Below are 25,568 nucleotides of genomic sequence, written 5' to 3'. Positions count from 1 at the left end.
CGGTTACTCGCTCTTCCACTTCTCGGTCCAGTACTCGTCCCAGCCCGCGAGGAGCTTCTCCGGCGTCAGCTGGCCGATGAGGACCTGCTGGATCTCGGAGTCGGACTTCTGGATCCACTCGGTCCACCAGGAGGAGCCGCGCGGCTGCGTGACGCTCAGGTAGGTGTCCGGGTTCTCGTTCATCGTGACGTAGCTGGCCCACGGACCGGTCTTGTAGAAGTCGCTCTCGGCGGCGCTCTTCACGATCGGGACGAGGCTGTTCTCCTGAGCGAACGTCGTCGCCTGCTTGTCCTCGGACAGGAACTCGATGAGCTTCGCCGCCTCCGCCTTGTGCTCGCTCGACGCCGCCGTGCCCCAACCCGCGGTCGCCATGGGCTGGGCGGCCTTGCCGGTCGGTCCGGTCAGGAGCGGAGCCGTGCTCCACTGCTCGGCCGTGATCGCCTCGGACTGTTCGACGGTCGCGATGACCTCGGGGTCCTGCAGCAGGAACGCGGTCGAGCCGTTGGAGAAGCCCTCGACCATCTCGGGGTAGCCCCACGCGACGGACGACGGCGGCGAAGCCTCCTTGAAGAGGTCGAAGTAGGTGTTGACCGCGTCGAGCGCCTCCGGTGCGGAGAAGATCGTGTCGCCGTTCGTCAGCTTGAACGCGTTCTCGGTGTCGAGGTCGTCGGCGACGTAGGCCTCGATCGCGGCGACGACGTTGCTGTTGGCGTTGGTGCCGCCGCGGAAGGCGTAGCCGAACTGGTTCTTCGAGGGGTCCTGGATGGCCGAGGCCTGCTCGAGGAGGTCCTCCCAGCTCGCGGGCGGGCCGTCGAATCCGGCCTCCTTCACGAGGTCGGTGCGGTAGAAGAGGCTCAGGCCGTAGAAGCCGTAGGGCACGTACCAGACCTTGCCGTCCTCACCCTTCGCGTACTTCGTCGCATTGTCGGTGAGGTCGTCCCAGCCCTTCCAGTCCTTCAGCTCGCTGTCCATGTCGGCGAGCCAGCCGTTGGTGGAGAAGGGACCGACGGTGATGTCGCGGACCTCGAGCACGTCGACCCCGGAGCCGGACTGCAGCATCTGGGTGATCTTCTGGTCGGCCTGGTCGGTCGGCGGGGAGATGAGCTCGACCTTGATCTTCGGGTTCTCGGCCTCGAAGTCCGCGATGAGCGTCTTCAGGACCTCGGTCCGGGCGGGGTTGGTCAGACTCTCGACCATCTGCAGGGTGACGGTGCCGTCGCTCGCTCCGCCGGCGCAGGCCGACAGGGCGAGGCCGGCGACGACGGACAGGCCGATGGCGGCCGATGCACGTGACTTCCTCATGCTCGCTTCTCCTTTGAGTGGTGCTGGTGGGGGTGCTGTGTGGGGTGCTGGTGTGACGATGTGGGGTGCTGGTGTGACAGGCGTGCTCTCGACGCTCAGCTCGTGGCCGCGCGCTCCTGCTCGGCCCATCGCGCGAGGACCGGGACGGCGTGCTCGGCGAAGTCCTCGAAGTCCTCCGGGGTGTTGTAGACGTGGGTCGAGAGGCGGACGTAGCCGATCCCGTCGAGGCTCGTGAACGCCCCTTCGACACCGAGTTCGGCCGAGACGCGGTCGCGGAGGCCGTCCGCGGTGGCGTGCGTCGTCGCGAGACCCGTCGGCAGCTTCACGAGCCGCAGGGCGTTGACCGGCATCCCGACGTCGACCCGGCTGTCCTCGCCGGTGATGGCGGAGACCGCGTCGGCCACGACGTCGACGGCGTAGTCCGCGAGCTCCGTCATGTAGGTGCGCGCCTCGTCCCAGCCCCAGCTGTCCTCGATGAACCCGAGCGAGGTGCCGGCCGCGAGGTAGCTCGTGACGTCGACGGTTCCCTGGGTGTCGAAGCGCTCAGGGAACGGGTACGGCGAGCCCCACGAGTCGATGAGCGGGTACAGCTCCTGCGCGAGCGGGCTGCGGGCGACGAGGACGGCGGCCCCTCGGGGCGCACACCCGAACTTGTGGAGGTTGCCGACCCAGAAGTCGCAGTGGAGGTCGCGCATCGGGTCGGCGTACAGGCCGGGGACGTGGGCGGCGTCGACGAGGGTGGGGATCCCGGCAGCGCGGGCGGTGTCCGCGATCTGCTCGACCGGCAGGAGGCGGGCCGTCGGCGAGGTGATCTGGTCCATCACCACGAGGGCCGTGCGGTCGCTGAACTCGGCGACCACGGCGTCGTGGGCGGTCTGGGCGTCGGCGTCGAGCGGGATGCGCGCGGTCCGGACGGTGCCGCCCCACCGGCGTGCGAGCCGCTCGGCTCCCATCGTGACGGCGCCGTAGCCGTGGTCGGTGACGACGATCTCCAGGCCGCGCTGCACCGGGAGGCTGGAGAAGACGACGCTGGCGCCGGCGCTCGCGTTCGGGACCATCGCGAGCTGGTCGACCGATGCGCCGAGGAAGTCGGCGATGCCGACGCGCGCGGCGGCGACCTTCGCGGGGAGTGCGGGGAACCAGGTGAGCGGCGCGGCCTCCATCTCGCGGCGGAGCGCCTGCTGGTGGTCCTGGGCGACGATCGGGACTGCACCGAAGGAACCGTGGTTGATGTGGCGCTTGGTCGGATCCAGCGTCCACGCGGCCGTGGCAGGTCGGCCGTCGCCGAGCATGAGCGGCGCTGGCCGTGCGATGGTGCGAGTGTCCACAGTGACGTTCCTCCGAGTCGATTATGCAGTGGATTGTCCGATAACCATAGAGGTCACGTTTGATGACTTTGGTTTCTATCGTGTTACAACTGGTCGAAAGCACGTCTGCGAGGAATAGTCATCCGATGACTTGTGTCGGAGGCGTACAGTCATCGGATGTCTCGACGCCCCGCGTGCTCGCCGGCGCACCGTGGCACGGCCGCTACGATGGCGTGACGACCCTTGGGAGGACCGGCATGTCAGCAGTCGACACGGCGTTCCACGGGCTCCGGCACATGATCGCGTCCGGGCGCCTCGTCGCCGGTCAGCGCTTCCCCGCCGAGAGCGAGCTGTGCGACGAACTCGGTGTGTCCCGCGGCTCCTTGCGCGAGGCCGTCCGCATGCTCGCGGCACTCGGCATCATCGAGTCACGTCACGGCTCGGGCACCTACGTGTCGATGCTGCGTCCTGAGGAGATCATCGGCAGCCTGTCACTCACCGTCGACCTCCTCCCCCTCGACGGGCTGCTGCAGATGTACGAGCTCCGACGGGTCCTCGAGACCCATGCGGCCTCGCAGGCGGCCGCCCGCGCCGGCGAGCAGGTCCACGCCGAGCTGGCATCGCTCGTCGCGGCGATGGAGGAGACGACGGACCCCGCCGAGTCGAGCGAACTCGACCACCGGTTCCACGAACTGATCGCTCGGACCGCCGGCAACGCGACGCTGACGGCGCTCCTGCAGGTGTTCCGCTCCCGCTCGCGGGCCTACGACGTCTTCAGCCTGCCGGACGGCGACGAACTGCGGCGGGTGAGCAACCGAGGCCATCGCTCGATGACGGAGGCCATCATCGCCCGCGACCCGGTGGGTGCGGCCGGCGCGGCCTCCGCGCACGTCGCGCAGACCGAGGAATGGCTGCGCGTGCTGCAACCCCCGGCCACCCCCGCCGACTGAACGGCCCGACTCGGACGCTGGTCAGCGCGTCGGGAGGATGGGCGTGCCGATGAGCCGCTCGAGCTCGGTCCAGAGTGCCGCGGCGACGTCCCGGTCGGTCGTGATCGCCGCAGGGGCCTGGCGCACGGCGTCGCCCTTCGTGAGCCACCGCGGACCGAAGAACCAACCACCGTCGGCCGACTCGTCGGTGACCGCGCGAAGCGTCGGCTCGGCACCGCGCTGCTTGCTCTGCGCGTAGACGGACTGCAGCGTGTCGGAGCAGCGACGTCCGCGCGTCGGCTCGTTCACACCGGGGACACGACGGTCGAGTCCGTTGACCGAGTAGCCGGGGTGCGCGACGAGCGCCCGGACGGTGCTGTGCGACGCGGCGAGCCGGCGGTCGAGCTCGAAGCCGAGCGACGAGAGGGCGATCTTCGACTGGGCGTACGCTTGCCAGCCGCTGTATCCCTCACGGAGCTGCAGGTCGTCGCCGTGGAATCGGACGAGCAGGGTGGAGAGACTGCCGAGGAGCACGACGCGCGGCGCGGTGTCGTGCTCGTCCGCCGTGCGCTGCAACACGGGCAGCGCTTCGGCGAGCAGGGCGGCATGCCCGACGACGTTCGTCGCGAAGACCAACTCGATGCCGTCGGCCGTCTCCTGGCGGTCCTTCGGCATGTGCACCATGCCGGCGTTCGCGACGAGGGCGTCGAGCCGGTCGAGCTCCGACAGCCGGCCGGCGGTCGCGCGCACCGAGTCGAGCGAGGAGGTGTCGAACGGGAGGTGGCTGAGTCGGGCGTCGGGCACCTTCACCCGGATGGCGCGCATGGCCGCTTCGGTCTTCGATGCACTCCGCGAGGCGAGGATCACCTCCGCGCCCGCCTGCGCGAGTCCGAGGCTCGTCCAGAAGCCGAGGCCGGCATTCGCTCCGGTGACGAGGACGACGCGTCCGGTCTGATCGGGCAGGGAGTCGGCGTTCCAGGTCATGGTCCCATCCTGGCGCAGGACGCTGGACGCCGTCCGAAGGGGGTCACCCCTTGCGCGGCGAGATGCGAGGGGTGCCCGGGATCAGTGCTGGTTGGCGAGGCGCTCGTGGTGGTGGATGACCTCGGCGACGACGAAGTTGAACCACTTCTCGGCGAAGGCCGGATCGAGGTGCGACTCCTCGGCGAGCGCCCGCAGCCGGGTGATCTGGCGTTGCTCGCGCGCCGGGTCGCTCGCGGGCATGTCGTGTTCGGCCTTCAGCCGGCCGACCTCCTGCGTGCACTTGAAGCGCTCGGCGAGGAGGTGGACGAGGGCCGCGTCGATGTTGTCGATGCTGCTCCGGAGCCGGCCGAGCCGTTCGGTGGCCGCTGGATCCGTCGCAGCTGCGCCGGCGGTGGGTTCGGGGTGCTGGTCGGCCTGGCTCATGCCGAAACTCTAGCAACGCGCCGGGCCCGCGCAGCAGGCGACCAGGCGATACGCAGCCGGTTCACCGCAACGCCGGGACGAGGTGGCCGGACTCGAGGTGCAACCGCGCGTCGGCGTCCGTGACCGCGAGCGGATCATGGGTCACCTCGACGACCGTCGCGCCCCGCTCCGCCTCCGCGCGGAGGACCGCTCGGATCGCCCGCCCTGCAGCCAGGTCGAGGCCGACGGTCGGTTCGTCGAGCAGGAGGACGTCGGCTTCGCGGGCGAGCGCCTGGGCGACGAGGACCCGTTGACGCTGGCCGCCCGAGAGCTCCCCGAAGGAACGCGGCGCGAGGGGGAGGACGTCGAGGCGGTCGAGACTCGAGTCCACGAGGCGGCGATCACGAGCGTCGAGTCGCGCCCAGCGGTGACGGAGCGCCGGCCACCGCCCCATCGAGGCGACGTCGCGCGCGGTCACCGGGAAGTGCTCCGGCACGGCGCTCCGTTGCGGGACGTAAGCGAGGGCCCGCCCGGCCAGGCCGTCGACCTCGCCGGTGGTCGGTTGATGGAGCCCCGCGAGGACCGCGAGCAGTGTCGACTTCCCGGCTCCGTTCGCACCGGTGACCACGGTGATCGCGCCCGAGCGGAGCTCGGCGGAGATCCTGTGGAGGACCCGCTGGCCGTCGTACTCGGCCGTCACCTGGCGAAGTCGGATGGTCACGACCCTCGGGCGGCCGGGCGCTGCCGGAACAGGACGGTTCGACGGGGTTCGCATGGCTTCACCCTATCAATACTGAGAATCATTTTCATGTAGAGTGCTCGACCATGACCTGGATCACCGAGCCGTTCACCGCGGCCTTCCTTCTCCGCGCCCTCGTCGGCGGCGTGCTGGTGGCGGGGATCTGTGGGGTCGTCGGCACCTGGGTCGTGCTCCGTGGGCTCGCCTTCCTCGGCGAGGCGATGGCCCACGGCATGCTCCCCGGCGTCGCCACCGCAGCGCTGCTCGGCCTCCCGCCGGTCGCCGGGGCAGCCGTGAGCGCCGTGGTCATGAGCGCCGGTATCAGCCTCGTCTCCCGACGCGGCAGGCTCTCCCACGACACCTCCATCGGACTGCTCTTCGTCGGCATGCTGGCGCTCGGGGTCATCATCGTGTCGTCGAGCCGATCGTTCGCGACGGACCTCACGGCGATCCTCTTCGGCGACATCCTCGCGATCCGGAACGCCGACCTGCTCGGCCTCGCCGTCGCCCTCGTCGTCACGGTGCTCGTCGCGATCGCGTTCCACCGACCGTTCGTCGCCCTCGCGTTCGACCGTCGGGTCGCCGCGACGATGGGCCTCCGTCCGCGTCTCGCCCACGCGGCGCTCGTCGGCCTGGTGACCCTCGCCGTCGTCGCCTCCTACAGCGCCGTCGGCACACTGCTCGTCGTCGCGCTCCTCCTCGGCCCCGCGGTCGCCGCCGCCCACTGGGCACGATCCATCCCGCTCACCATGCTGCTCGCGACCGTCTTCGGCGCGCTGGCCGTCCTCCTCGGCCTGCTCGTCTCCTGGCACGGCGACACCGCCGCCGGGGCCTCGATCGCCGCCTGCTCGATCCTGCTCGCAGCGGCCTCGTGGGCCGTGCGGTCGCTCGTCGCACGCATCCGGCGGCCGGGCAGCCCCCACCTCGAACCATCGACCGATCCGACCCACCTGGAAAGCGCACCGTGCACCGACTCCCCCGACCGATCATCCGAACCGGCACTCCCCGGACCGACCGCCGCGGCCCCGGCCCCGCGCGGACCGCGCTCGCTCTCGGAGCGCTCGCGCTGACCCTCACCGCCTGTGCCCCGCCCGGCGGGGCGTCGCCGACCCCCACCGCCACCGGCGAGGCGCGTGGCCACGGCTACGTCGAGGGTGCGAGCGAACTCCCTGAGCCGCAACTGCACCTCGCGACGGCCGACCAGGCCGGCGCCGTGGAACTGACCGACCTCCTCAGCGAGGAGCGCACGACGATCGCCGAGCTCGGCCCGCTCGCAGCGCTCACGGGCGACGGGCGGTTCGTGGCCGCGCACTCCGAGCCCGCGGGGACCGTCACGATCATCGACACCGGTGTGTGGACGGTCGACCACGAGGACCACCAGCACTACTACCGGGCCGAGCCGCGCGTGGTCGGCGAGGTCGAGGGTGACGGACCGGCGGACGTCATCGCCGGCTCGACGACGACCGCCGTGCGGTTCGCGGGCTCGGGCGAGACCGTCCTCCTCGACACCGCCGCGCTCGGCACGGGCGACATCGCCGAGTCCGGGCGGATCGAGAGCTCCCCCGGCGCCCCCGGGCTGGCCGTCCCGATCGGCGAGACCGTCATCGCCACCGACGGCAGCGGGAAGCTGCGCGTCCACGGCACCGACGGTGAACTCCTCGACCCCGCGTCGACATCCGTGGCCGCGGCCGACGTCGTGCTCGCCGGCTGCACCGAACCGGCCGGCAGCATCGCGACCAACGTCGGCGTCATCATCGGCTGCGCCGAGGGCGCGCTCCTCGCCGTCGTCGACCGCAGCTCGAGTGACCCCGACCCGGTCCCCGCCTTCGAGGCGATCCCCTACCCGCAGGCCGTCGCCGCCGACGAGCGGGCGACGTCCTTCCATGCGCGTCCCGGTCGCCCGACCGTCGCCGCCGTCGCCGGCACATCCGGTGCCTGGCTCCTCGACACCCGCGAACGCCGTTGGGCCCTGCTGCCGACCCCCACACCCCTACGACTGGTCACCGCCGTGGACGACCGCGACCAGCACGTCGTCGGCCTGACGACGACCGGCGACCTCCTCATCGTCGACGGTGCCACCGGTGCCGTGACCGGGTCTGCGACCGCGCTGGCGGGCGCGCCCGACCTCGCCGCCGGGGTCCAGCTGGAGGTCGACCAGAACCGCGCCTACCTCAACCTCCCGAGCTCCCGCACCGTGGTCGAGATCGACTACGGCGATGCCGCGCGGATCGCCCGCACGTTCACCTTCGACACGCCACCGGCGTTCTTCGCCGAGACGGGACGCTGACCATGCGTGTGACCATCCCCCGCCAGACCACCGTCCTCCGCACCGCAGCCGTGCTCGTGTCGGGCCTCGTGCTCGGCGCCGGTCTCACGAGCTGTGCGGCGAGCGCCGACGACCGCCCGCTGGTGGTGGCGACGACCAACATCCTCGGTGACGTCGTCGGCGAACTCCTCGGCGAGCAGGCCGAGGTCATGACCCTCATGCCGCCGGACGCCGATCCGCACTCCTTCGAGATCTCGGCCAAGGAGGCGGCTCGGATCACGGGTGCGCAACTGATCGTCTCGAACGGGCTGGGGCTCGAGGAGGGGCTCACCCAGCACCTCGAGACCGCGGCCGACGACGGGGTGCCGCTCGTCGAGGCGGGGTCACTCGTCGATGTCCTCGAGACGGCGTCCGGCGCGGCCGATCCGCACTTCTGGACCGACCCGGTACAGATGGTCGCGGTCGTCGAGGGGGTCACCGAGGCCGTGATCGACGAGGTGCCGGGTGTCGACGCCGCCGAGGTGCGGTCGAACGCCGAGGCGTACACCGCGAAGCTCGAGGCGCTCGACGCGGAGATGGCCGAGGCCTTCGCCGCCATCCCGGTCGAGCAGCGGAAGCTCGTCACCAACCACCACGTGTTCGGTTACTTGGCCGCGCGGTACGACTTCGCGGTCGTCGGAGCCGTCATCCCGAGTGGCACGACGCTCGCGGCACCGAGCGCGTCCGACCTCGACGAGCTCGCCACCGCGATCGAGACGGCGGGGGTCCACACGATCTTCGCGGACTCCTCGCAACCCGACCGGCTCGTCCAGGTGCTCGCCGACGAGGCGGACGTCGACGTCGCCGTCGTCCCGCTCTTCACCGAGTCGTTGACCGCCGGATCGGGCGAAGCCCCCACCTACCTCACCATGATGCGCGCGAACACCGAGCGCATCGCCACCGGACTCTCGCCGTGAGCGGGCGTCCACGAACCCAGAAGGAAACCATGCAGCAGCACCACCGCAGTCCCCTGGCCTCGCGCACGAAGCGCGGCCGGATCCCGTTCCTCGCCGTCGGTACCGCCGCGGCGCTCCTCCTCACCGGATGCTCGACCGCGAGCGGTTCCGCACCGGACCCGAGCGCCTCCGCGTCCGACGGGCCGCAGAGCCGGATCGCCCTCACCTACGACGGTGGCCTCCTCGTCGTCGACGCCGCCACTCTCGACGTCGTGGGCGACCTGCCGCTCGCCGGCTTCAACCGGGTGAACGCCGCCGGCGACGGCCGCCACGTGCTCGTCACGACGACGAAGGGCTTCCAGGTCCTCGACACCGGGACGTGGACGGACGAGGACGGCACCTCGAAGCAGGCCGAGCCAGTCCTGACGGACCTCGTGTTCCCCGCCGACACCGCGGGCCACGTCGTGCGTCACGCCGGGAAGACCATCCTCTTCGCCGACGGCTCCGGTGACACGACGATCTTCGACAGCGCGGACCTCCTCGACGCCACCGACGAGCTGCCCGAGACCGAGACCGTCCCCTCGGAGGCCGCGCACCACGGCGTCGCCATCGAGCTCGAGGACGGCACCCTGCTGTCGACGATCGGTACCCCGGACGCCCGCACCGGTGTCCGGGTGCTCGACGAGTCGCGCACCGAGATCGCCCGCAACGAGCAGTGCCCCTCGGTCCACGGCGAAGGCACCGTCAAGGACGAGACCGTCGTCTTCGGGTGCAGCGACGGCGTCCTCGTCTACGACGACGGCGTCTTCACGAAGATCCAGGCTCCGGACACCTACGGCCGGACCGGGAACCAGTACGTCAGCGAGACCTCGTCCATCGCGGTCGGCGACTACAACAGCGACCCCGACGCCGAGGGCTACGACCTCCGTCAGCTCGCGTTCACCGACACGGTCGCCAAGACGACGAAGATCGTCGACCTGCCCGAGGGCGTCGGCTACACCTGGCGCGACGTGGCCCGTGGGCCGAACGACGACGTCGTCGTCCTCGGCAACGACGGATCGCTGCACGTCCTCGACGAGCAGACCGGCGCCGTCACCGACACCATCGCCGTCATCGACGCGTGGGAGCCGCCGGCCGAGTGGCAGGACGCCCACCCGGCACTGGTCGTCCACGACGGTGTCGCCTACGTGACCGACCCGGCGACGAAGACGCTCCACGCCGTCGACCTCGCCTCGGGTGACATCACGACGGGTGAACTGCCCGGTGTCCCGAACGAGATCGCGGTCGTCACCGGCTGAGGCCCGCAAGCCGAGAGCGCCCGTTCCGTCATGTGCTGGGATCCAGCCGACGGGACGGGCGCTCTGCGTTGGAACGCCGGGGATGGTCAGACGCGTTCCGGGGTGCCGAGCACCCGGGTGACGACCGGTCGGGTCGCGTGGAGCGCCGCCCAGACGAGGCCGATGCCGCCGACGAAGCATCCGACGATCACGAGGACCGACAGCGGGGCGAGGATGATGCTGATGCCCGCCATCGGCAGCACGAGGAGGACACCGAGTCCGGCCGAGCCGAGGGCGACGACCCGCAGCGGCAGCATGACGGCGCGGGTCCGAGCCCGCTCCATGACCTGCCGCGGCACTCCGAGGCGGTCGAGGCTGACGTACAGGTCTCGTCGGTCGAGCACCGCGGAGGCCTGGTTCACCCCGACGGAGCAGGCGACCATGAGGAACGACGCGACGAGCGTGATGACGACGCCGGTGCGGATGTCGTCGATGAGGATGGCGCTCTCGCGATCGAGGTCGGCACCTCCGGCGGCGTCCATGAGGGCGACGCCCGTGCCGGCGACGACGGCGACGAAGCTCGTCATCGCGACGCCGCTCACCTGCCGCCAGGCGGCCTTCGGCGACTCGAGGATGCTCCGGGCCGCGAGCAGCCGCTCCGGGGACGAGGCGCGCTTCGCCGATCCCCGCCCGATCATCCCGACGACCCAGGGGCCGATCAACCCGAGCACGCCGACGCCGGCGCCGAACCCCACGCCCAGGACGGCGACGATGGCGGCGACCTCCTGCAACCCGGTCACGACGGAGAGCAGGGCGTAGGCGACGAGGACCACGGCGGCACCGATGACGACGCGCACCCAGTGCACGGTCGGCGCCTGCTGCTTCGTCCGGACCCCGAGCGGGCTCACGTTCACGGCACGCAGACCGATGGCCGCGCTGGCCGCCGCGAGGAGCGTGACACCGAGGACGACGGCCGCTGCGACCGGCACACCGACCCAGACGCCCTCGACGCCGATCGGCGAACCGCCGAAGGGGATGAGGCCGACGAGGGGCAGCATGCCGAGGTACAGCACGATGCCGGCGAAGGAGCCGAGCAGGGCGACCGCGGCCGATTCGAGCACGGTCATCGCGGAGACGGTGCCGGGCGTCGCGCCGAGCAGCCGGAGGGTGGCGAGTCGGTCGTCGCGACGGCGCGCGGACAGGCGCGCAGCCGCTCCACCGAGGGAGCCGAGCGGGACGAGCAGCAGCGCCAGGGCCAGCACGCTGAGCACCTGGTAGAGCAGGGCCGTCTCGCCGGTCCACCGCCAGAACATCATCGCGCCGCCGAGCACGGTGAGCACGAGCGCCGTGGTGACCGCGAACGCGACCGCCGGGAGGACGATCGTCGCCGGGCTCTGGGCTCCCGGCCGGGCGAGCATCCAGGTGAGGCGGACAACGGGGCTCCGACCCGAGCCGGCGGGGACCGGTGTCCGCGGCGGAGCGGTGTCGACGACGGCGCTCATGAGCGCGCGCCGTTCGGGACGACGCCGGTCTGCGGCTGCGGCGGGTACGGCTGGCCCTGCGGCTGCGGCGGGTACGGCTGGCCCTGCTGCGCCATCGGGTACGGCGGCTGCGGCGCGGGCGGCGCACTCAGCGGCCCTGCGTCCTGACGCTGTCCGACGATCCGACCGTCGGCGAGACGGATCGTGCGCGAGCAGCGGGCAGCCACCGTCTCGTCATGCGTCACCAGGACGAGCGTCCGGCCCTGACCGGTGGTGGCGTGCAGGAGCGCACCCATCACGTCGGCCGAGGTGCGGGAGTCGAGCGCGCCCGTCGGCTCGTCGGCGAACACGATGGGAGCGCCCGTCACCTGGGCACGCGCGATCGCGACGCGCTGCGCCTGCCCGCCGCTCAATTCGCCGATCCGGCGGCCTTCGAGACCGGCGAGACCGAGGGCGGCGAGCCAGGCCGCCGCGCTCGACTCGGCCGCGGCCCGCGGGGTGCCGCCCAGCATGAGGGCGATGGCGACGTTCTCGACGGCCGTCAGCTCGGGGATGAGCAGGCCCTGCTGGAAGACGAACCCGAACGACTCGCGCCGCAACTGCGAGCGTCGCTTCTCGTCGAGCTGGTCGACGCGGACGACACCCGTCGGGGTGCTGAAGGCGATCGAACCGGTGTCCGGGGTGACGATCCCGGCGAGCGCGTGCATGAGGGTGGTCTTGCCGGAGCCGGAGGCGCCCATGATGGCGACCGACTCGCCCGGGAGGATGTCCAGGTCGACGCCGGCGAGGGCGAAGGTGGCCCCGTACTGTTTCGTGAGTCCGCGGGCGGAGAGGATCGAAGTGTTCATGATCCCATCGTGCGCGGGAGGCCCGGTGCGGCGCGTCGGCCGGGCGATGCACGCTGCCCGGTGCCGGTCATCCGCGAGGTGGACCCGGGGTCGGCCGCGAGGTCAGACGCCGCGGCGGCGGTACTGCGCGAAGAGGGCGGCGTCGGCCGCCCAACCGGCGCCGAGGAAGCGGAGACCCGAGCCCGTGTCGGTGGCGTCACCCGAGGACGCTGTGGCCGGCGTGGCCGAGAGGTCGACACCCGCAGCACCGGCGGCGACGTGCGCCGAGGCACGGACGCGCTCGGCGACCTCCACGGGTGCAGGATCCTCCTCGACCACACCCTGCACCGGGACCGGCAGCGGGACCGCCCGCAGCGGAGCGGTGACCCGGGTGTGGACGGCGTGCGACTGGGTGATGGAGGACATGCTCCCATCGTGCCGAGCGGCCATCCCCGACACATCCCGCAATCGGGTGATCCTCGTCGGCGCGGACTCATCCTCCGGTACCACGCGGGTCTCGGAGCGCGCGCCCCGCCCCGGCGGAGCGGGGCGGGATCAGACCGACTGCACGGGCACCGGTCGACCGACGAAGCGGATCCCGACGCGCTCCCCCGCCTCGAGCCGTTCGGTCGCGCCGTGCTGCACCGCGACGAGCGTCCCGTCGGGTAGTTCGACGGTCGTGCGACGCACCGGGCCGAGGAAGCTCGAGGTGAGCACCACCGCGTCGGACGAGCCAGCGGGCTGCTCCCCCTCGTCCGTGAACACGACGTCCTCCGGCCGGACGAGCGCGACGACGTCCCCGCTGCCCGTCGGTTCGCCGAGGACCGGGAGCACTTGACCGAGCACCAGCACGCCACCGTCGACGAGCGTCCCGGGGATCCGGTTGCTCAGCCCGATGAACTCGGCCACGAACGGCGAGGACGGTCGGGAGTACAACTCCTCCGGTGTGCCGATCTGCTCGATGACCCCGGCCCGCATGACGGCCACCCGGTCGGCGACGGCGAGCGCCTCCTCCTGGTCGTGCGTCACGAACAGCGTCGTGATCTGCAGCTCCGACTGGATGCGACGGATCTCGTCGCGCAACTGGACGCGCACCTTCGCGTCGAGGGCGCTGAGCGGCTCGTCGAGGAGCAGGACGCGCGGCCTCGTCACGAGCGCCCGTGCGAGGGCGACGCGCTGCTGCTGCCCACCCGACAGCTGGTGGGCGTAGCGGCCACCGAGGTGCGCGAGGCCGACGAGCTCCAGGCTCTCGGCCGCTCGGGCCTGCCGCTCCGCGGTCGGCACCCGGCGCATGCGCAGGCCGAACTCCACGTTCTCCAACACGGTCAGGTGCGGGAAGAGCGAGTACGACTGGAACACCATCCCGAGGTCGCGCTTGTTCGTGGGCACGGACACGACGTCGACCCCGTCGATCAGTACGCTGCCCGAGGTGATGTCCTCGAGCCCAGCGAGGCTGCGCAGCGCGGTCGTCTTGCCGCAGCCGGAGGGGCCGAGGAGGGCGACGAACTCGCCCGGCGCGAGGTCGAGACTCACGCCGTCGAGGGCACGGGCACCCGAACCGTAGTCCTTCACGACGCGGTCGAACCGCACCGCGGCACCCGTCGGGCGGGCGGCTCCCGGTGCGGCCGTGGATGCCGACTGGTCGATCGAGGTCATGGTGTCTCCCTGATGCGGCGGATCGATCCGACGCGGCCGATGATGAACAGCAGGACGAAGGCGAACGCGAGCGCGAGCAGCGCGAAGGCCACCGCCACGAACGGGTCGCTCTTCGACACCTGCACGAGCGAGGTCTGCAGGGTGTTGCGCCCGAGGAGCGAGGCGATCGTGTACTCGCCGAGGACGACGGCCACCGAGATGACCGCGGCGGTGAGCACGCCTCGCCGCAGGTTCGGGAGGAGCACGCGGAACAGGACGGTCCCCCATCCGGCGCCGAGCGTGCGGGCGGCCTCGGCGAGGGTGCCGACGTCGACCGACTGCAGGTTCGCGGCGATCGCCCGGTAGGCGTACGGCAGCACCGTGATCCCGTACGCGAACGCGAGCGTCCACGGGGCGCTGCCGAGGAGCTTGGCCACCACCGAGTACACCGGCGCGAGTCCGACGACGAGCACGATCGCCGGCACGGTGATCGGGATGATGCAGACGAACTCCAGCACCCGCTGCAGCTTCGGGAACCGGAGCTTCACGAGGATCATCGTCGGCAGGAGCAGGACGACGACGATGAGCACCGTGACCGCCGCGAGGATGACGGAGTTGCCGATGCCCTGGAACAGCACGCGGTACTTCCGCGCGTTCTCCGGGTCGACGATCGCCGCCCAGTGGCCGAGGTCGTGGCCGCCGTCGATCCCGGCGCGGAACGTGAACTCGAGCATCGACAGGATCGGCACGGCGAACACGAGCGCGACGACGACGAGGATGATCCGGCTCGTGAGCTTCGACGGCGTGGCCGAGTCGCGGACGGCGCTCATCGCTGCCACCGTTCCGTCCGGGCCTGGAGTGCGGAGTACGCCGTCATCATGACGACCATCACCACGATCATCCCGATCGCGAGCGAGCCGGCGAGGTTCTCCCGCCCGAGGACGGTCTCGCTGATGAGGGCTCCGCGGATCTGCAGCGGCACGATCTGGGCGCCCTGACTGATGAGCGCGGCGGCGGTCGCGTAGCTCGAGAACGCGTTCGCGAAGAGGAGCAGAAGCGATCCGAGGAAGGAGGGGGCGAGGATCGGCATCGCGATGCGGGTCCAGTACGTGAAGCGCGTGCCGCCGAGCGTGGCGTTCGCCTCCGACCAGGTGCGCTTCAAGCCCTCCATCGCCGGCATGAAGGTGATGACCATGAGCGGCACCTGGAAGTACAGGTAGGGCAGCAGGAGACCGGGCACCTGGTAGAGCCAGACGCCGTCCGCGAAGAGGTCGATCCCGAGCCGGTCCTTGAGGAACACGGTGACGAGCCCCTGGATCCCGATCGTCGCGATGAAGGCGAAGGCGAGCATGACGCCGCCGAACTGTGCGAGGACGCTCGAGGCCGCGTCGACGAAGGTGCGGATGAGCCCATCGGGTCGCACCGCGAGCAGGGCGTAGCAGACGAGGGCTCCGATGACGGCCCCGGCGACCGCGGTGACGGCCGAGACCCAGAACGAGCTCGCGAAGGCGCCGAGCACCGCCGGCTCACCGAGGGCGGCGAGGTTGTCGAGGGTGAACGCGCCGTCACCGTCGAAGAAGCCGGTGGCGAGGGCGGTGACCGTGGGGATCGCCAGGAAGAGCAGGGTGTACAGCGCGAAGGGCGTCAGCCCGAGGAGTGCCCAGCGCGGACGGCGACGGGGGCGCGCCGCGGCGGGTTCGGCCGAGGCGTCCGAGGTGGTGGTCGGCGGGAGCGAGACGGCGGGGTCGGCTTCCGCCGACCCCGCCCCACTCCGCCGCGTGGCGGAGGCACTCATCAGGAGATCGCTGCCGCCCACTTCTCGGCGAGCAGCGAGGTGGCCTGCTCGGTCTGCTCCGGCGTGAACTGCACGAGGTCGGCGGGCATCTCACCCACGGCGTCGAGGGCCTTCTGGTCGACGGTGTCCGCCTCGACCATCGCGGCGAGGGTCGACGGGTACGCGCCGGCGGCGAGGTACAGGTTCTGCGCCTCGGGGCTGAAGATGAACTCCTGCCAGAGACGGGCCGCCGCGGGGTGCGGAGCGTCGACGTTGACGGCCTGGTTGTAGTAGCTGCCGACCGCCGAACCGGGGAGGACGGTGGTCTTCCAGTTGCGCTGACCCTCGTTCTCGGTCGCCGCGGCCAGGTTGTTGTAGCTCCAGTCGATGACGACCGGGGTCTCACCGGACGCGATCGTCGCGGGCGTCGGGTCGAGCGGCAGGAAGTTGCCGGCCTGGTTGAGCTTCTGGAAGAAGTCGACACCGGGCTGGATGTCGTCGGCGGACCCACCGGACTGCAGCGCCGCGAGGTAGACGCCGGCTGCGGCGGCACCCGCCTGGGTCGGGTCGCCGTTCAGCGCGACCTTGCCGGCGAAGTCGGAGCCGAGGAGGTCGTCGAGCGACTTCGGGGCCGGGACGGCGTCCGCGTCGTACCCGATGGAGACGAGGCCGGTGTAGTCGTACACCCAGAGGCCCGTCTTCTCCTTCGAGCCCTCGGGGATGTCGTCCCAGTTGGCGACCTGGTAGGGCGCGAACTGGTCGAGGTTGTCGAGGGCGACGGCGGATCCGAGGTCGAAGACGTCGGGAGCGGTGTCCTGGCCCTGCTGGTTCTTGGCGGCCGTGATCTCCTCGGCGCTCGACACGTCCGGGTCGGCCGAGTTCACCGTGATGTCGTACTTGTCCTCGAACGCGCTGATGATCTTGCCGTAGTTCGCCCAGGTGTCGGGGAGCGCGATGACGTTGAGCTCACCCTCCGCCTTGGCGGCCTCGACGAGCGCGTCCATGCCACCGAAGTCCTCGGCGGAGGTCGCCTTCGTGGCGTCGACGTCGGAGGCGGCTCCGGTGTCCGCTCCGGCGGAGCATGCGGTGAGCGTCGTCGCGGCGAGCGCGACGATGGCGAGGGCGGTCATACGCCTGGTGTTCACGGTTCCTCCAGTGACGTCGGCGGCCGCCCGTGCTGTCGGGCCGTCGGATACCGCGTCCGTCGTCTGGAGGACAAGCTAGGGTCGCCACGTAGCGCGATCGGGACCGCGCGGTGTCTCGCGGGTGAACAGTGCCCTTCGACAGGCTCAGGGACCGGGGGTGGACTCAGGGACCGCCCTTCGACAGGCTCAGGGACCGGGGCGGAGCGCGACGGGGCCGGGGCTGCGCGCGAGGCGCTCCTCGAGACCGGCGCGCACCTCCGGCCACTCCTCCGCGATCACCGAGAACAGCGCGGTCGTCCGCCAGGTGCCGTCCGCCCGCTGCTTGTCGCGTCGGATGAGGCCCTCGAACGTGGCCCCGAGCCGCAGGATCGCGGTGCGCGACCGCTCGTTGCGCTCGTCGGCCTGGATCTTCACCCGGCCGAAGCCCGCGTCGAAGGCGAGGCCGAGGAGCAGCAGCTTCGTCTCGGCGTTGACGGCCGTGCCCCACACGCGCGGGTCGTACGCCGTCCAACCGAGGTGGGCGGCCTCCCCCGGCTCGTCGAAGTCGCCGAGCGTCGAGGTGCCGACGAGGAGCCCGTCGTGCTCGCCGCCCACGAGCCGGATGACGTAGGTATTGCGCACGCCGGTCGTGAAGTATCGGTCGGCGAAGACGTCGAACTCGGCCTGCGTCGTCGGCAAGCCGTCCGGTCCGCCGCCGTACCCGCCGGCGAACACCTCGGGGTGCGCGATCGCCACGAACAGCTCGGGATAGTGCGAGCGGGCGAGCGGTTCGAGTCGGATGGTCCGGCCGTCGATCGGTCGGGGTTCGGGGCGTCGTGCGGTCACCGTTCCACCGTATCCGCTGGCGAGCGTCGCGCGAGGACCGGTCTCGCGATCAGGCGAGGATGAGGCAGGTGGGCGACCCGGCGTCGAGGGTCCCGAGCAGCGTCGTCGGGACGCCCGTGCGTTCGTCGAGTCGGAAGCTCGCGACGCTGTTCGACAGCTGGTTCGCGACGTGCAGGAAGCGGCCCGACTCCCGGTGGTGGCGCGGCATCGTCCCGCCGCACTCGACGTCGGCCACGGCCTCGACCCGCGAGCCGTCGCCCGTCACGCGCAGGGTGGCGAGGCGATCGCTCCCCCGGACCCCGACGTGCAACTGCTCGCGCGATGCGGCGAGGCTGATCTCGGCACCCGTGTCGCCCTCCGACACCCCCTCCGCGGGCGCGACCGTGGCCGCCAGGAGGTGCCAGTGGCCGTCCGTCCCGTCCACCCCGAGGGTGAAGACCTCGACCGAGTACTCGGTGATGACATGGAGGTGACCGCTCGGGTGGACGACGAGGTGCCGCGGACCCGTGCCGCGCGGGAACACGACGGTGTGGTCGAGGACCAGTCGACTCCCCCGCAGCTGCCAGATCCGGACCGTGTCGTGGCCGAGGTCGGTGGTCGCGATCCGGCCGTCGGGCAGGAGGGCGGAGGCGTGTGCGCGGGACGGCCGGGACGGCAGCGCCTCGCCGACGGCGGCCTCCAACGCGAGGAGCGTCAGGGCGTCCTCACCGGCGTCCGCGGCTTCGGCGGCGAGTGCGGTGGGCGAGGCCCACGGGTCGACGGACGACTCTCCGAGCCGCGGGTCCCCTCCGAACGCCGCGTTCTCGGCGAGGGGCACGGACACCACCCGACCGTCGCCGTAACAGCTCGCGACGAGCAGGTCGGCGCCTGGGACGGTCGCGACGTGACAGACGCCGTCGCCCGCCTCGAGGGGCTTGCCGAACGGCGCGAGGCCGAACTCGCCGGAGCGCTTGAACGCCTCCACCGCGCCGGTCGACTCGCTGGCCGCGTAGACGATCGGGAGCGTCGGGTGCAGCGTCAGGAACGACGGTGACTGCGCCTCCGAGGACTGCACCTGCCGGAGGGTCCCCGCCTCGTCCTGCCGCAGCAGGCTGATCCCGGCACCGGTGCCGTCGGCCTCAGCGGTGTAGGAACCGAGGAGGAGGTAGGGGGTGTCGTCGCTCATCCCCACAGTCTCCCACCTGCACCGACGCCCACCGATGTCGGATCAGCTGGAGCGGCGGGCTCGGACCCCGGCCGCGTACTCCTTCGGACTCATGCCGATCGCTTCCCTGACGATCCGGATGAGCGTCGCACGCGTGATGCCGAGGGCGTTCGCGAGGGTGACGAGCGAGAGGTCGGGGTCGTCGTCGAGGGTCGCCAGGGCACGCCGGACCCGTGGGTCGAGCGTGCCGGTGTCACGCGGGGGACGCACCGCCGGCCGTGCACGGACCTCGCCGGTCGAGAGTTCCTCGACCGGCGGGAGCCCTGGCAGGGACGGCTGACCGGATTCGTTCACCACGGCAGATGCGACGCTCGTCCTCGGCTCAGTCGACGAGGTCGTGACGCACGACGATCGCGTCGCGGCCGGGGCCGACGCCGATCGCGGAGATGCGCGAACCACTCATCGACTCGAGCGCCAGCACGTAGTCCTGCGCGTTCTTCGGCAGGTCCTCGAAGCGGCGGACACCGGTGATGTCCTCCTGCCAGCCGGGGAACTCCTCGTAGATCGGGACCGCGTGGTGGAAGTCGCTCTGCGAGACCGGTACCTCTTCGACCCGCACACCGTCGACCTCGTAGGCGACACAGACCGGGATGGTGGCGAGGTCGTCGAGGATGTCGAGCTTCGTCAGGACGAAGTCGGTGACCCCGTTGATGCGGGCCGCGTACCGGGCGATCGGGGCGTCGTACCAGCCGACGCGACGCGGGCGTCCCGTCGTCGTGCCGAACTCGAAGCCCTTCGAGCGCAGGTAGTCGCCGGACTCGTCGAACAGCTCGGTCGGGAACGGACCGGCACCGACGCGCGTGGTGTAGGCCTTCACGATGCCGATGACGCGGTCGAGGCGGTTCGGGGCGACACCGGAGCCGGTGGCCGCGCCGCCCGAGGTGGCGTTCGAGGAGGTGACGAAGGGGTAGGTGCCGTGGTCGACGTCGAGCATCGTGGCCTGGCCGCCCTCGAAGAGGACGATCTTGCCCTCGTCGAGCGCCTCGTTCAGCACGAGCGCGGTGTCGGCGACCATGGGGCGCAGGCGCTCGGCGTACGCGAGCAGGTCGGCGACGATCTCGTCGACCGTGATCGCCCGGCGGTTGAAGACCTTCACGAGGAGGTGGTTCTTCTGGTCGAGCGCGCCCTCGACCTTCTGGCGCAGGATGTTCTCGTCGAAGAGGTCCTGGATCCGGATGCCGACCCGGTTGATCTTGTCGGCGTAGGCCGGGCCGATGCCGCGGCCGGTGGTGCCGATCTGACGCTTGCCGAGGAAGCGCTCCGTCACCTTGTCGATGGTGCGGTGGTACTGGGTGATGACGTGCGCATTGGCGCTCACCAGGAGGCGCGAGACGTCGATCCCCCGGGCCTGGAGGGCCTCGAGCTCGTGGAACAGCACCTCGATGTCGATGACGACACCGTTGGAGATGACGGGCACGACGCCGTTCGTCAGGATGCCGGACGGCAGGAGGTGCAGGGCGTACTTCTCGTCGCCGATGACGACCGTGTGCCCCGCGTTGTTGCCGCCGTTGAACTTCACGACGTAGTCGATGCGGTCACCGAGCAGGTCGGTGGCCTTCCCCTTGCCTTCGTCGCCCCACTGGGCGCCGACGATCACGATTGCTGGCATCTGGATGCCGCCCCTTCCGGATTCTCGTGTGCCCGGCGGACCCCCGGAGGAACCCAGCCCTGACAGGCCGGACGCCCACCCTCTGCGGGCGGGCGTCTCGTGCACGCACCCCTCCATCGTACCGGAGCCGGGTCTCGGGCATCGAGTTCCGGCCGGCGCTCGATACCATGATGGGATGCTCAGGCCCCGGCCGGCCGTTTCGCACGCCGATCGCCCTCGACGACCGACCTCCCGACCGACCGAACGGAATCCATGACCTCCCTGCCGCGCCTCGTCGCCTTCGATCTCGACGACACCCTCGCCCCGTCGAAGTCCGCGCTCGACCCTCGCATGGCCGAGCTGTTCGTCGCACTCCTCGAGCGCACCTCCGTGTGCATCATCTCCGGTGGCCAGATCGTGCAGTTCCAGAACCAGGTGCTCGACCGCATCGGCGCCGCCTCTCCAGAGGCCCTCGGCCGCCTCCACCTCATGCCCACCTGCGGCACGCGCTACGACCGCTTCGACGGCACCGCGTGGACGACGGTCTACCGCCACGATCTGAGCGACGACCAGAAGGCCCGCGCGATGGGTGCCCTCGAGACCGAGGCGAAGCGACTCGGCCTCTGGGCCGAGGAGACCTGGGGCCCGATCCTCGAGGACCGTGGTTCGCAGATCACCTTCTCCGCACTCGGCCAGGCCGCACCGGTCGCCGAGAAGACGGCCTGGGACCCGGACGGCGCCAAGAAGGAGTCGCTGCGTTCCGCGGTGCAGGCGCTGCTGCCCGACCTGGAGGTGCGCTCCGGCGGATCCACCTCGGTCGACATCACGATGGCGGGGGTCGACAAGGCCTTCGGCATGACGCGGCTCGCTGAGCACACCGGCATCCCGCTCGGGGAGATGGTGTTCGTGGGAGACCGCCTCGACGAGGGCGGCAACGACTACCCCGTGCTCGCCCTCGGGGTGCCGTCGGTCGCCGTCCACGGATGGCAGGACACCGCGGCGTACCTTGAGTCGCTCGGCCTGTAGGTCGTCGGTCCCTGAGCCGCGCTCCGGTCCCTGAGCCTGTCGAAGGGCTAGTCGGAACCGAGGATGACGATCGCCGAGGTGGGCGGAGCCGCTGCGGCGACGAGGTACTCGATCTCCTCGGACGCCGTCGGGTCGGCCTCGCGCAGGAAGGTGTCGAGTCGCTCGACCTCTTCCGTCTCGCCGATCGCCTTCGCGGAACGGCGCAGGGCGTAGAGCGACCGCAGCACGCCGCGGTTCGGGGCGTGCGACCACGGGATCGGTCCCTGGCCGCGCCAGCCGGCGGCACGCAGGGAGTCGAGGCCCCGGTGGTATCCGACGCGCGCTGCCGCGTAGCCGGGGATCGGGGACTGCGGGTCGTGGACCGCGTCGGCGAGCAGGGCCCAGCCGAGCGATGAGCGCGGGTGGGCTGCGAGGAGCTCGGCCAGCGCTTCGATCGAACCGACCGCCGCGTGGAACTCGGCGTCGGTGGCGCTGTCGTCCGGCAGCAGTGTCGGAGGGGTTGCCATCAGATTCTCACCGGTCATCGTTCAACCATAGCTCCGTTGCCGGAGCCCGGCGTGGGAGGAAGCTGGCAGCCGTCGCTGAGAGCTCGCCGCATGCATCCTCGACTATATTGCACACCGCTGTGCAAGATAGTACGATCGCTGTCATGACCACCACCGAAGTGCCGCCGAGCCCACCCCGGGCCCCGCGCCGCGACGCCACCGAGAACCGCGTCGCCCTGCTCGAGGCCGCCCGCCTGGCCCTCCGCAGCGATCCGGACGCGAGCCTCGAGACGATCGCCGCGGCCGCCGGTCTCACCCGCCGCTCGGTCTACGGCCACTTCGCCACCCGCGACGAGCTCGTGAACGCCGTCGTCGTGGCGGGCGCCGAACGGGTGGCCTCGTCGATCACGGCCGTCCGCGGCGACGACCCGCTCACGACGATCGCGCTCATCGGCGACGTCCTCTGGGCGCAGGTGGACCACGTGCGCATCATGGCGCCGCTCGCCGTGCGCGGCCCGCTGCGCGCCGTCACGGCTGCGGCCCTCGAACCGGTCCGCACCCTGCTCCTCCGCACCGTCCAGGCCGGGATCGCCGACGGGTCCATCCGTCCGGACATCGACGCCGACATCCTGGCCCGACTCGTCGAGAGCACCGCGATCGGCGTCCTCGAGGAGGCGAGCCGCTCCGAACTCTCGACCGACGCCGGTCGCCGACTCGTCATGCTCGCCACCCTCGGCGCGGTCGGCCTCTCCTGGCAGGACGCCGGCGCCGTCGCCGACCGCGCAGCCACCCACACCCACGAGGAGACCACCCATGCGCGTTGAACTCGACGGCGTCTCGAAGGGCAAGGGCGGCATCGTCCTCGAACCGACCTCGCTCTCCTTCCGGACCGGTGAAGCGACCTTCGCCCGCGCCGAGACCGAGCAGCGCCCGACCGTCCTCGGTCTCATCGCCTCCGGGCGCATGAAGCCCGACACCGGGACCGTGCTCGTCGACGGCACGACCGACCGCAAGACGATGCGTCGCACGATCGCCCTCATCGACGCGCCCGACGTCTCCGAACCCGCCAGCGGCGTCGCGGTCGCCGGGGTCGTCGCCGAGGAACTCATGTTCGCCGGTCGTGCGAGCCACCCCTTCGCCGTCGCGAGACTCCTCGACTCCCTCGGCCTCGCCTCGCTCGCGAAGCAGCCGATCTCCACCGTCGCGCCGACCGAGCGTGTGCGGCTGCTCACCGAACTCGCGGTCCTCCGCGAGGACGTCACCGCGATCGTCCTCGTCTCCCCGGACCGGCACGGCGGCGATCCACTCGGCTGGTGGACGATCGCCCGCCGACTCGCCTCCCGGGGCTACGGCGTGCTCGTCATCGCCGGAGACGCCTCCGCCACCGCGATCAACGCCATGTCGTACGCCCCCGTCTCCGAGAACGCCACGGACGAACTCGTCCCCCTCTTCCAGCAGGACTGGTCATGACGCACCGCGTGCGCCGACCCGACCCCGCCTTCCCCTCCGTCAGCACCACCCGTCCCCAGAAGGACCTCCTGTGAAGATCTTCGCGATGATCCGCGCCGAACTCTCCCGCCTGTGGGCCACCCCCATGTCGCGCCTCGCCCTCGTCGCCCTCATGTGCGTGCCCCTGCTCTACGGCGGCCTGTACCTGTGGGCCAACCAGGACCCGTACGCGAAGCTCGACCAGGTCCCCGTGGCGCTCGTCGTCGAGGACTCCGGTGCGCCGGCGACCGACGACACCACGGGTGACGCGACCGGTGAGACGGAGAACTACGGCGACGACATCGCCGAGCAGCTCATCGAGGACGGTTCCTTCGCCTGGCACGAGGTCAGCGCGGCCGACGCCGCTCGGGGGGTGAACGACGGGACGTTCGACTTCAGCGTCACGATCCCCGCGGACTTCTCGACCTCGCTCACCTCCGCGTCCGGCGACGCCCCGCGGCAGGCGACGGTCCAGCTCACGACGAACGACGCGAACAGCTACCTGGCGACGACGATCGGCGAGCAGGCGGTCAAGCAGATCAAGGCGACGATCGTCCAGACCGTCAACCGCCAGGCCGCGGGCCGGTTCCTCATCGCCCTCGACACCATCAAGACGAAGCTCGTCGACGCCACCTCCGGTGCCACGCAGCTGGCCGACGGAGCCCAGCAGGCCTTCGACGGCGCCGGGACCGCCCAGGCCGGCGCGGCGACCCTCGCGTCGGGCACGGCGCAGATCGCCGCAGGTACGGCCAGCCTGCCTGCCCAGACGGACCAGCTGGCGTCGGGGGCCGAGCAGGTCGCCACCGGCACCTCGACGCTCGCCGGCAAGGGCGACGAGGTCGGTGCGGCCGCCCAACGGCTCGTGAACTCGATCCCCACGGCACGCGCGCAGATCGCGCAGACCCTGACGGAGAACGGCTTCACGCCCGAGCAGATCGCCCAGGTCCTGGCCCTCCTCGACCCGGTCGCGGCCGACGCCACCACGGCGAACGAGCGGGTCCAGACCGTGGTGTCGCAGGTCGACCAGTTGAACAGCGGTGCCCAGCAGGTCGCGGGCGGCGCCAGGACCCTCAGCAACGCCATGCCAGCACTCGCCGCCGGGACGCAGCAGGCCGCGGACGGCGCAGCATCACTGCAGACCGGCCTCACCACGCTGCAGACGGGCCTCGGCACCCTGCGCGACGGCATCGTCACCCTCCGCGACGGACTGCAGTCGGGTGCCGACGCGATCCCGGCGACCACGCCGGACTCCCGCACGCTGCAGGCCAAGACGATCGCCGACCCGGTGAAACTGACGAACGCCTCGGTGACGAGCGCGGGCACCTACGGCGCCGGCCTCGCGCCGTTCTTCGTGAGCCTCGCCGCCTGGATCGGCATCTATGCCCTCTTCCTCATCGTCAAGCCGGTGTCACGCCGCGCGATCACCGCCCTCCACAGCCCGATCAAGGTGACGGTCGCCGGCTGGCTGACACCCGGCCTGCTCGGCACGATCCAGATGGTCGCCCTGTTCGGCATCCTCGCGGGCGCCCTCCACTTCGAGGTCCACAACCCGCTCGGCACCTACGGGATGATGGCGCTCGCCTCGCTGACGTTCGCGGCGATCATCCTCACCCTGAACGTGTGGTTCGGCAGCGTCGGCCAGTTCCTCGGGCTCGTCCTCATGGTGGCCCAACTCGTCACCGCCGGTGGCACGTTCCCCTGGCAGACGTTGCCGGCGCCGCTCGCCGCGCTGCACCATGTGCTCCCGATGTCGTACGCCGTCGACGGGATGCGGCAGCTGATGTACGGGGGCCGGATGGACGCGGCACTGCAGGACGCCGGAGTGCTGCTCGCGTGGCTGGCGATCGCGCTGAGTCTCTCCGCGATCGGGGTCACGCGGATGACGCACGCCCGCACCCTGCGCGATCTCCGCCCCAGCCTCATCGGCTGACGACCAGACGGAGCGCGCG

At 71.2% G+C, this 25,568-nt stretch carries 26 protein-coding genes; 9 read left to right on the top strand and 17 right to left on the bottom strand.

Annotated features, from left to right (window positions below):
- Positions 1–3 precede the first annotated feature (3 nt).
- Together QRN26_RS17290 and QRN26_RS17285 are read right to left on the bottom strand one after the other, a co-directional pair.
- Complete coding sequence (locus QRN26_RS17290) at positions 4–1,302, bottom strand: ABC transporter substrate-binding protein (protein WP_056008845.1); 1,299 nt, start codon at positions 1,300–1,302, stop codon at positions 4–6.
- A 95-nt stretch (positions 1,303–1,397) separates the two neighbouring features.
- A complete protein-coding gene (locus QRN26_RS17285; protein WP_285037701.1) occupies positions 1,398–2,630 on the bottom strand; it encodes an aminotransferase class V-fold PLP-dependent enzyme in 1,233 nt (410 codons plus the stop codon).
- A 236-nt stretch (positions 2,631–2,866) separates the two neighbouring features.
- Here QRN26_RS17285 and QRN26_RS17280 point away from each other — a divergent pair, with 236 nt between their 5' ends.
- Positions 2,867–3,559: a FadR/GntR family transcriptional regulator gene (locus QRN26_RS17280; protein ID WP_056008848.1), complete on the top strand. Its 693-nt coding sequence runs from the start codon at positions 2,867–2,869 to the stop codon at positions 3,557–3,559.
- A 21-nt stretch (positions 3,560–3,580) separates the two neighbouring features.
- Here the strand turns inward: QRN26_RS17280 and QRN26_RS17275 are convergent, their stop codons facing one another.
- The 3 genes from QRN26_RS17275 to aztA form a co-directional block, all read right to left on the bottom strand.
- The gene (locus QRN26_RS17275; protein WP_285037700.1) at positions 3,581–4,522 is read right to left on the bottom strand and encodes an SDR family NAD(P)-dependent oxidoreductase; all 942 of its coding nucleotides are present in this window, start codon (positions 4,520–4,522) and stop codon (positions 3,581–3,583) included.
- An 81-nt stretch (positions 4,523–4,603) separates the two neighbouring features.
- The gene (locus tag QRN26_RS17270; protein ID WP_056008853.1) at positions 4,604–4,945 is read right to left on the bottom strand and encodes a chorismate mutase; all 342 of its coding nucleotides are present in this window, start codon (positions 4,943–4,945) and stop codon (positions 4,604–4,606) included.
- Positions 4,946–5,006: 61 nt separating this feature from the next.
- Entirely contained in the window at positions 5,007–5,645 is a 639-nt protein-coding gene (gene aztA, locus QRN26_RS17265) for a zinc ABC transporter ATP-binding protein AztA (protein ID WP_285037699.1), read from the bottom strand.
- Between the two features lie 104 nt (positions 5,646–5,749).
- Here aztA and aztB point away from each other — a divergent pair, with 104 nt between their 5' ends.
- The 4 genes from aztB to aztD are packed head-to-tail and all read left to right on the top strand — an operon-like array spanning position 5,750 to position 10,162.
- Complete coding sequence (gene aztB / locus QRN26_RS17260; protein ID WP_285037697.1) at positions 5,750–6,733, top strand: zinc ABC transporter permease AztB; 984 nt, start codon at positions 5,750–5,752, stop codon at positions 6,731–6,733.
- On the top strand, positions 6,628–7,950 hold the full coding sequence (locus tag QRN26_RS17255) for a hypothetical protein (RefSeq protein ID WP_285037696.1): 1,323 nt from the start codon (positions 6,628–6,630) through the stop codon (positions 7,948–7,950). The genes aztB and QRN26_RS17255 overlap by 106 nt, the downstream gene beginning before the upstream one ends.
- Before the next feature lie 2 nt (positions 7,951–7,952).
- Positions 7,953–8,885, top strand: coding sequence for a zinc ABC transporter substrate-binding protein AztC (gene aztC / locus QRN26_RS17250; RefSeq protein WP_285037695.1), 933 nt, complete (start codon positions 7,953–7,955; stop codon positions 8,883–8,885).
- Between the two features lie 29 nt (positions 8,886–8,914).
- Positions 8,915–10,162 (top strand): zinc metallochaperone AztD, encoded by a 1,248-nt coding sequence (gene aztD / locus QRN26_RS17245; protein ID WP_285037694.1) that lies wholly within the window; start codon positions 8,915–8,917, stop codon positions 10,160–10,162.
- Positions 10,163–10,248: 86 nt separating this feature from the next.
- Here aztD and QRN26_RS17240 read toward each other — a convergent pair whose 3' ends face one another.
- The 11 genes from QRN26_RS17240 to QRN26_RS17190 all read right to left on the bottom strand — a co-directional run bounded on the left by QRN26_RS17240 (position 10,249) and on the right by QRN26_RS17190 (position 20,641).
- On the bottom strand, positions 10,249–11,643 hold the full coding sequence (locus QRN26_RS17240) for an FtsX-like permease family protein (protein WP_285037693.1): 1,395 nt from the start codon (positions 11,641–11,643) through the stop codon (positions 10,249–10,251).
- Positions 11,640–12,470: an ABC transporter ATP-binding protein gene (locus QRN26_RS17235; protein ID WP_285037692.1), complete on the bottom strand. Its 831-nt coding sequence runs from the start codon at positions 12,468–12,470 to the stop codon at positions 11,640–11,642. The genes QRN26_RS17240 and QRN26_RS17235 overlap by 4 nt, the downstream gene beginning before the upstream one ends.
- A gap of 102 nt (positions 12,471–12,572) precedes the next feature.
- Positions 12,573–12,875, bottom strand: coding sequence for a hypothetical protein (locus QRN26_RS17230; protein ID WP_285037691.1), 303 nt, complete (start codon positions 12,873–12,875; stop codon positions 12,573–12,575).
- A 129-nt stretch (positions 12,876–13,004) separates the two neighbouring features.
- On the bottom strand, positions 13,005–14,105 hold the full coding sequence (locus QRN26_RS17225; protein WP_285037690.1) for an ABC transporter ATP-binding protein: 1,101 nt from the start codon (positions 14,103–14,105) through the stop codon (positions 13,005–13,007).
- Positions 14,102–14,914 carry an ABC transporter permease gene (locus QRN26_RS17220; RefSeq protein ID WP_056011547.1) on the bottom strand — a complete coding sequence of 271 codons (813 nt, stop codon included), beginning with the start codon at positions 14,912–14,914 and terminating at the stop codon, positions 14,102–14,104. The genes QRN26_RS17225 and QRN26_RS17220 overlap by 4 nt, the downstream gene beginning before the upstream one ends.
- Complete coding sequence (locus QRN26_RS17215; RefSeq protein ID WP_157579840.1) at positions 14,911–15,879, bottom strand: ABC transporter permease; 969 nt, start codon at positions 15,877–15,879, stop codon at positions 14,911–14,913. The genes QRN26_RS17220 and QRN26_RS17215 overlap by 4 nt, the downstream gene beginning before the upstream one ends.
- Complete coding sequence (locus QRN26_RS17210; RefSeq protein WP_056008873.1) at positions 15,879–16,988, bottom strand: ABC transporter substrate-binding protein; 1,110 nt, start codon at positions 16,986–16,988, stop codon at positions 15,879–15,881. Before QRN26_RS17210 ends, QRN26_RS17215 begins: the two co-directional genes overlap by 1 nt.
- A gap of 201 nt (positions 16,989–17,189) precedes the next feature.
- Positions 17,190–17,828 carry a GNAT family N-acetyltransferase gene (locus QRN26_RS17205; RefSeq protein WP_056779233.1) on the bottom strand — a complete coding sequence of 213 codons (639 nt, stop codon included), beginning with the start codon at positions 17,826–17,828 and terminating at the stop codon, positions 17,190–17,192.
- 49 nt (positions 17,829–17,877) lie between these two features.
- Positions 17,878–18,993, bottom strand: coding sequence for a lactonase family protein (locus QRN26_RS17200; protein ID WP_056779235.1), 1,116 nt, complete (start codon positions 18,991–18,993; stop codon positions 17,878–17,880).
- A gap of 42 nt (positions 18,994–19,035) precedes the next feature.
- Positions 19,036–19,329, bottom strand: a complete 294-nt coding sequence (locus QRN26_RS17195) for a winged helix-turn-helix transcriptional regulator (protein WP_056008881.1) — start codon at positions 19,327–19,329, stop codon at positions 19,036–19,038.
- A gap of 25 nt (positions 19,330–19,354) precedes the next feature.
- Positions 19,355–20,641, bottom strand: a complete 1,287-nt coding sequence (locus tag QRN26_RS17190) for an adenylosuccinate synthase (protein WP_056008884.1) — start codon at positions 20,639–20,641, stop codon at positions 19,355–19,357.
- Between the two features lie 252 nt (positions 20,642–20,893).
- Here QRN26_RS17190 and QRN26_RS17185 point away from each other — a divergent pair, with 252 nt between their 5' ends.
- Positions 20,894–21,646 carry an HAD-IIB family hydrolase gene (locus QRN26_RS17185; RefSeq protein WP_056008887.1) on the top strand — a complete coding sequence of 251 codons (753 nt, stop codon included), beginning with the start codon at positions 20,894–20,896 and terminating at the stop codon, positions 21,644–21,646.
- A gap of 47 nt (positions 21,647–21,693) precedes the next feature.
- Here QRN26_RS17185 and QRN26_RS17180 read toward each other — a convergent pair whose 3' ends face one another.
- A complete protein-coding gene (locus QRN26_RS17180; RefSeq protein WP_285037689.1) occupies positions 21,694–22,170 on the bottom strand; it encodes a DUF3151 domain-containing protein in 477 nt (158 codons plus the stop codon).
- A 125-nt stretch (positions 22,171–22,295) separates the two neighbouring features.
- On the opposite strand from QRN26_RS17180, the gene QRN26_RS17175 reads away from it, so the two are divergent.
- The 3 genes from QRN26_RS17175 to QRN26_RS17165 all read left to right on the top strand — a co-directional run bounded on the left by QRN26_RS17175 (position 22,296) and on the right by QRN26_RS17165 (position 25,549).
- A complete protein-coding gene (locus QRN26_RS17175; RefSeq protein WP_056779244.1) occupies positions 22,296–22,955 on the top strand; it encodes a TetR/AcrR family transcriptional regulator in 660 nt (219 codons plus the stop codon).
- Positions 22,945–23,601, top strand: coding sequence for an ATP-binding cassette domain-containing protein (locus QRN26_RS17170; RefSeq protein WP_285037688.1), 657 nt, complete (start codon positions 22,945–22,947; stop codon positions 23,599–23,601). Before QRN26_RS17175 ends, QRN26_RS17170 begins: the two co-directional genes overlap by 11 nt.
- A 70-nt stretch (positions 23,602–23,671) precedes the next feature.
- Positions 23,672–25,549: a YhgE/Pip domain-containing protein gene (locus QRN26_RS17165; RefSeq protein ID WP_285037687.1), complete on the top strand. Its 1,878-nt coding sequence runs from the start codon at positions 23,672–23,674 to the stop codon at positions 25,547–25,549.
- The last annotated feature ends 19 nt before the right edge of the window (positions 25,550–25,568 follow it).

It is taken from the genome of Plantibacter sp. ME-Dv--P-095, assembly GCF_030209365.1.
GTDB lineage: Bacteria > Actinomycetota > Actinomycetes > Actinomycetales > Microbacteriaceae > Plantibacter.
The sequence above is the reverse complement of the archived record's forward strand: the minus strand, read 5'-3'. Positions and strand labels throughout refer to the sequence as shown.

Excerpts from the sequence above, each read along its gene's own strand:
- QRN26_RS17175 (WP_056779244.1), top strand. The coding sequence starts at position 22,296 with ATGACCACCACCGAAGTGCCGCCGAGCCCACCCCGGGCCCCGCGCCGC.
- QRN26_RS17280 (WP_056008848.1), top strand. The coding sequence starts at position 2,867 with ATGTCAGCAGTCGACACGGCGTTCCACGGGCTCCGGCACATGATCGCG.
- QRN26_RS17185 (WP_056008887.1), top strand. The coding sequence starts at position 20,894 with ATGACCTCCCTGCCGCGCCTCGTCGCCTTCGATCTCGACGACACCCTC.
- QRN26_RS17180 (WP_285037689.1), bottom strand. The coding sequence starts at position 22,170 with ATGACCGGTGAGAATCTGATGGCAACCCCTCCGACACTGCTGCCGGAC.
- QRN26_RS17200 (WP_056779235.1), bottom strand. The coding sequence starts at position 18,993 with ATGAGCGACGACACCCCCTACCTCCTCCTCGGTTCCTACACCGCTGAG.
- QRN26_RS17190 (WP_056008884.1), bottom strand. The coding sequence starts at position 20,641 with ATGCCAGCAATCGTGATCGTCGGCGCCCAGTGGGGCGACGAAGGCAAG.
- aztB (WP_285037697.1), top strand. The coding sequence starts at position 5,750 with ATGACCTGGATCACCGAGCCGTTCACCGCGGCCTTCCTTCTCCGCGCC.
- QRN26_RS17290 (WP_056008845.1), bottom strand. The coding sequence starts at position 1,302 with ATGAGGAAGTCACGTGCATCGGCCGCCATCGGCCTGTCCGTCGTCGCC.
- QRN26_RS17230 (WP_285037691.1), bottom strand. The coding sequence starts at position 12,875 with ATGTCCTCCATCACCCAGTCGCACGCCGTCCACACCCGGGTCACCGCT.
- QRN26_RS17215 (WP_157579840.1), bottom strand. The coding sequence starts at position 15,879 with ATGAGTGCCTCCGCCACGCGGCGGAGTGGGGCGGGGTCGGCGGAAGCC.
- QRN26_RS17275 (WP_285037700.1), bottom strand. The coding sequence starts at position 4,522 with ATGACCTGGAACGCCGACTCCCTGCCCGATCAGACCGGACGCGTCGTC.
- aztC (WP_285037695.1), top strand. The coding sequence starts at position 7,953 with ATGCGTGTGACCATCCCCCGCCAGACCACCGTCCTCCGCACCGCAGCC.
- QRN26_RS17235 (WP_285037692.1), bottom strand. The coding sequence starts at position 12,470 with ATGAACACTTCGATCCTCTCCGCCCGCGGACTCACGAAACAGTACGGG.
- QRN26_RS17220 (WP_056011547.1), bottom strand. The coding sequence starts at position 14,914 with ATGAGCGCCGTCCGCGACTCGGCCACGCCGTCGAAGCTCACGAGCCGG.
- QRN26_RS17270 (WP_056008853.1), bottom strand. The coding sequence starts at position 4,945 with ATGAGCCAGGCCGACCAGCACCCCGAACCCACCGCCGGCGCAGCTGCG.
- QRN26_RS17210 (WP_056008873.1), bottom strand. The coding sequence starts at position 16,988 with ATGACCGCCCTCGCCATCGTCGCGCTCGCCGCGACGACGCTCACCGCA.
- QRN26_RS17225 (WP_285037690.1), bottom strand. The coding sequence starts at position 14,105 with ATGACCTCGATCGACCAGTCGGCATCCACGGCCGCACCGGGAGCCGCC.
- QRN26_RS17240 (WP_285037693.1), bottom strand. The coding sequence starts at position 11,643 with ATGAGCGCCGTCGTCGACACCGCTCCGCCGCGGACACCGGTCCCCGCC.
- QRN26_RS17170 (WP_285037688.1), top strand. The coding sequence starts at position 22,945 with ATGCGCGTTGAACTCGACGGCGTCTCGAAGGGCAAGGGCGGCATCGTC.
- aztD (WP_285037694.1), top strand. The coding sequence starts at position 8,915 with ATGCAGCAGCACCACCGCAGTCCCCTGGCCTCGCGCACGAAGCGCGGC.